Annotated in this window: 3 protein-coding genes; 2 read left to right on the forward strand and 1 reads right to left on the reverse strand. The window is 56.7% G+C overall.

Annotated elements, in window-relative coordinates; genetic code table 11:
* Positions 1-280 (forward strand): hypothetical protein (locus K2Z83_RS27825; RefSeq protein ID WP_220598431.1); only part of this gene is annotated, 280 nt, incomplete at its 5' end.
* A gap of 47 nt (positions 281-327) precedes the next feature.
* Positions 328-3,225, forward strand: a complete 2,898-nt coding sequence (locus K2Z83_RS27830; protein ID WP_220598432.1) for a hypothetical protein — start codon at positions 328-330, stop codon at positions 3,223-3,225.
* 17 nt (positions 3,226-3,242) lie between these two features.
* Here K2Z83_RS27830 and K2Z83_RS27835 read toward each other — a convergent pair.
* A partial coding sequence (locus K2Z83_RS27835) for an ATP-binding protein (protein WP_220598433.1) occupies positions 3,243-4,753 on the reverse strand: 1,511 nt, incomplete at its 5' end.

Raw genomic sequence — 4,753 nt, forward strand, 5'->3', positions numbered from 1 at the left:
CCGTGCGAGTAGCGCGGTCGAGAACTGGCACAGCATCCTGCGCCCCCATCTGGCCGTGCATCGAACCTTGTCGGCGGGTCTGCTGGCCTTGTTGGCAGTCTGGCACAATCATCGCGTCTTCACCCGTGGGGTGCATCAAGGGAGAAGTCCGCTCCAGCTAAGCGGCATGGCGGATGCACCCACTGATTGGCTCGTCGCCTTGGGCTACGGGCCAGCCGCATCTGCTGCGCCCGCGCTGTCACCGGAGCCGCCACCCGCAGTCCTGGCGCTGGTGGCCTGAGGCCCAAACTGTCAAGTGCGTTTGAAACATGCCTAAGGGGGTGAGCCTTGCAATCACTATCATTTGCTGAACTGCCGATTGATCTAGATGATGAGCAGCGTACGTATGTACGCGATATCACACGCATGCGGCGGGCACGCGACAACACTGAGCGCTTCGACTACCTCATGCGGCATATGGTTGCGCATTTGCAGAAAGCAGATGCCACTGAGCAACTCTATCAGTTGCTTGTTGGCAACAGTGCATGGATGCAGGTGAAACGTGAGTACCTTGCCAGCGATCTGGCTTATCTGGAAGATCTTGATCAGGCGATCCAAAGTGTAATCGGCCAGGCTTCGCCCGAGGGACTAATACGGCTGATCGGGCTGCATACAGCCCGCCAGGTAGTCAATCTTCGGACGAATGCGCATACTGATGAGCAGCTCAGGGCCCTGGTCTGGCTCGGCCGGGTTGATGAAGCTGTGGATTATGCGACCATTCGCCCCAATCCCGAGCAACGCTTCGTAGGGCTGATGGAGATCTATAAAGATCTGCGATACCGAAAGCAGGCTATTCCGAAACATCTCCTCGACACGGCATGTGATATCGCTGCAGCACTTCCAGATCCATCCACACAGCAAAGCTTTCTGCGAACCGTAGCACTGGCTCTGAGCGAGATGGGCCACCCCGATCGCGCCGCAGCGGCGCTGCATCGAAATCACTTTAACTCGATCGATGACTGCCTAGGTATAGCCAAAGATTTGGCTCGGCGCGGATTGGTACATGAGGCTCAAGGGCTTCTACACCATTTCGCCGCATCAGCGGGACGCCATCACTGGTACGAATGGCTTCAGAGGTTATCAGATGTAGATATCAGTCAGGCGCCTGACTTTATCTCTGCACCACAGCCTGTCATGCTGTCAGAAACACATACCATATCCGATGAGGAGCTCGATCAGTTGCATGCCCGCTCGATGTACGCCGACTGGTCCCGGGCCTTACAGGCTATCGCTCACGCTATGGCGCTTGCGGGGCGCTACGATGAGGCTCTCGCGACAGCGTACAAGATGCCAGACGTAGAGGTGCGCGCCGAGACACTCGCTGAGATCGCAGCTATCCAGTCCGGTATCAGACCAAACGTAGACCCAGGTGCTGATGGTTCCGCTCCGCCGGAAGATATCAACCAGACTCTGGCGCACATCCGTACGATTCAATCGGTGGATAAACGCTTCGATGCATATAAAGAATTGCTATCCCAGCTAGACCCTGTGCCAGAGGCAGTTGTCGCCGCCCTCGTCGCCGAGCTGCCGGCCATTCGCGCAATTGCGAACGGTCAGATAGCAGCATACCTATTAGGGTGTCTTGCGCTGTATCTTGCTAGAGCTGGTGACAGCCAGGCGACGACGGTGCTGGATGAGTCACTGATGGAAGGTATGGCCAGCGTTACGGTTCCGGAGCCGAGAACGCTCACCGCCGCACAGGTCGGAGTCGAGCTTCAGGCCCGTCTGGAAGGGATAACGCAGGTGCTCAGGATCGCCGAGGCGCAGCAGATCAATGGCGACCTCGACGCACAAGAACTCAGGGATTGGCTTGATATTGGCCTGAGCTACATTACAGACACTCACGATCTGCGCCAGACAGAGCAGGGCGCTCTGTTACACGCCCCGATCGTATGCGGCGTTGCAACCACTGTGCTGGATCTCATAGCATGTATGCGCGCTCTTGATCTGGAGCATGCCTTGCCAGTAACCCCGCAAATGGCGCAGCTACTTAGCAATATGGCAACCACATTGCTGATATCAGGCGGTACCCAGGGTTCTGACTGTGCGTCCTATGCGCTCGATCTGGCCCTTGGCATTGAGTACGGTCATATCGCAAGCTTCGCGGCTATACGTAGCCAGAACCTCATGAGTCGCGTGCTGCCACTCGTGGCGGGCTTGAAGGGATGGCGTGCAAAGCGACTCTTTGGCGCAATCCTGGTTGCACTCGTCAATGCACAAGAAGTATCGATCGAGCGTGCGATGTCGCTGATTCAGGCGGCCGATGCGCTTGCAGCTGTTGGAGTTCATCATCGCGCAAATCTGGTTATTGAGCGGGTGATACGTGATTTCACCGGCGTCAACAACGAACTACAGGCGGATGTGAGCATGGCGCTAGCCCAGCACGGGTACATCGAGCAGGCACTCAGGCTGGCCGACACAATCCAGCTCGATGGCCATCGCTCTGACGCTCTTGCAGAGATTGCGGCTAGCCTGTCGCTGATGGGAAATCAACGCGCAGATGAGATCTTCGAACAGGCCCTCACCCTGGCCCGCGGGTTTCCTCTCAGCCGTGACCGCGCCCTGGGGCTCAGAGCAATTGCGATCGCCGCGACCCGGGCAGGTGATGGCAGGGCCAACCAACTCTTCGACGAGGCTCTGGCAGCTGCGCGTGCCCCAGACGAGACGCTTCGCACTGCGGCGAAGGAGTCTGCGTCACGCTCCAATACTGAGGCACATATTGCCCAGAGCCTTGTAGATCTCGGTCAGATCGATCGAGCCATGGCAGTTATCGAGGCGATACCGCTGTACGAGACCTTCTTTCGGGCCAGGGCGCAGCGCTCAATAGCTGAGGGGCTGGCTCGCGCCAACCGGTTCGCAGAGGCCATCCAGGTAGCTGACGAGATCGCGTACGACCGGACCCGAGAGCGCACCGACACCCGGCTACAGCTGGCCCAGATTATGGCGCAGAAAGGCTACATCGCCGAAGCGCTCACGGTGCTGAGCTCATGCACGCCCGGTGAATTCTTAGGCACACTACCCGCACTCATCCCGACTCTTGCCAGGCACGGGCTGTCATTAGTAGGAGGGTCTGTGCAAGAGGTAGCCCGGATCACGGGTTGGGTTCTGGTCGAATGGTTTCAGGCAGCCAAGCTTGTAGCTCGTTATCGTAGCGCTCCTGATCCAAATCAGAGCCCATCCGAATAATCAGCATAAAGGCTTTCTCAATCAGGATCTCCATAGAGTTCGCGTAAAAGACTCTCGGCAATCAGAGCATTAATCCCTGGAATAGTCACGCCAGCCTTCTGCACAATGTCTTTGCGGTGCAGGAAGTCTCGGAAGCTGGTATGGTAGATGCTGTAGCGAGTTCCCATCGCCACCTTTTGCTCGTGGAGGAACTGTAGCCAGTCGAGCAACATAGCCTGGATATCTAGCTCGTCCATAGCCAGCTTTGCGTGGCGTGCCACATAGGCGATCAGGCTACTGGAGACAGGCTGCCGCGCCTCGCAGATGATGTAGATCATAAAGATCTTGGCACGCGGCAGCGGCGCGGTCATCATCCCCATGCGCACCCAGTGATCGTCATAGTATTGCTCAAGACCTCTGGGTAACATAGTAGCGCTAAGGCTTGTGTATGCGCCCTGAGCGATCTCTGGCAATACCAGGCGCAGATACATGAAATTGTTCTCGCTACGTTCGGCCAATAGCGCAACAAAGTCGTCGGCACTCAAACCCTGAGTAACGATCCACGCCTGAAGCGCTGGACGCTGAACCGCTTCACGCAGATAGCGCTCAACATCGTCACGGTTCTCAAGCTGATGGAACATCAGATTGAGGGCTTGCTGTGGGGTGGAGATAAAGAGGGGAAGATCGACCCTGCGACGAGTCAGGATGAAATACACGTTATTAGGCAGGTGTCCTGGAAGGCAGAGGATATTTGCGCCAGGTGCCGCACCCGCAAGATCTACTTCGTCGAGAGCATCAATAGCGATCACAAGTCGTTCGCCGGGAGTAAGCCTCGCGGCCGCCTCGCGCAGCAGTCGAACCAAAAATGCCCCATCCCGGGTTGCCTCCGGCGGCAGATGGGTATAGGGAAGCTGGGCATCGATGATAATCTGGGCGCACAGGTGCTGAAGAAACTGGGTCGTACTTGAGATCCCGAGTGAGCGATGGTTAAAATATGCCAGGCAGCCGGTGCGTCGTACATACTCTGCCAGGAGTGTGCTCTTGCCGATACCGGGATCACCCTCAATCAGAAAATAGCCATTGGGCCGACTAGACAAAAAGCGTTCGATCTCGGCAAATACATATTCACGACCAACAAAACCCTGAAGCTTGTCGGCGACAAGGTTGCTCCATGTATAGTGTGCGGTATCCAGACTAAGTGAGGCACTCAGCTGCGTGCGTAAATCAAACAGCGCCGCAACCGCCTCAGATGGTAGGTTAAAGTGCTGGACAACCTGTCGGATAGTGTGCCCAATGGTTACGCTTGTTGCGCTGTTGATACTACCAGTGGAGATAACCTCGTTGATTGTTTGAACGGCCTGACGCAGCGAGGGGTCGTCGGTCTGTAGACTACGGAGAACCTCATTGCCGATAGTGACGCTGTCACTGCTAATATTGCCGACTGTGATGCTGTTGTCCTGGGTTATCTCGACTCTATTGATATCGCGGCCGGCGATATCGCCGGTGCTGACATCGCCGATCTGGTTGCCCGAGCCGAGATTGAGCACGC

It is taken from the genome of Oscillochloris sp. ZM17-4, assembly GCF_019599295.1.
Lineage (GTDB): Bacteria > Chloroflexota > Chloroflexia > Chloroflexales > Chloroflexaceae > Oscillochloris.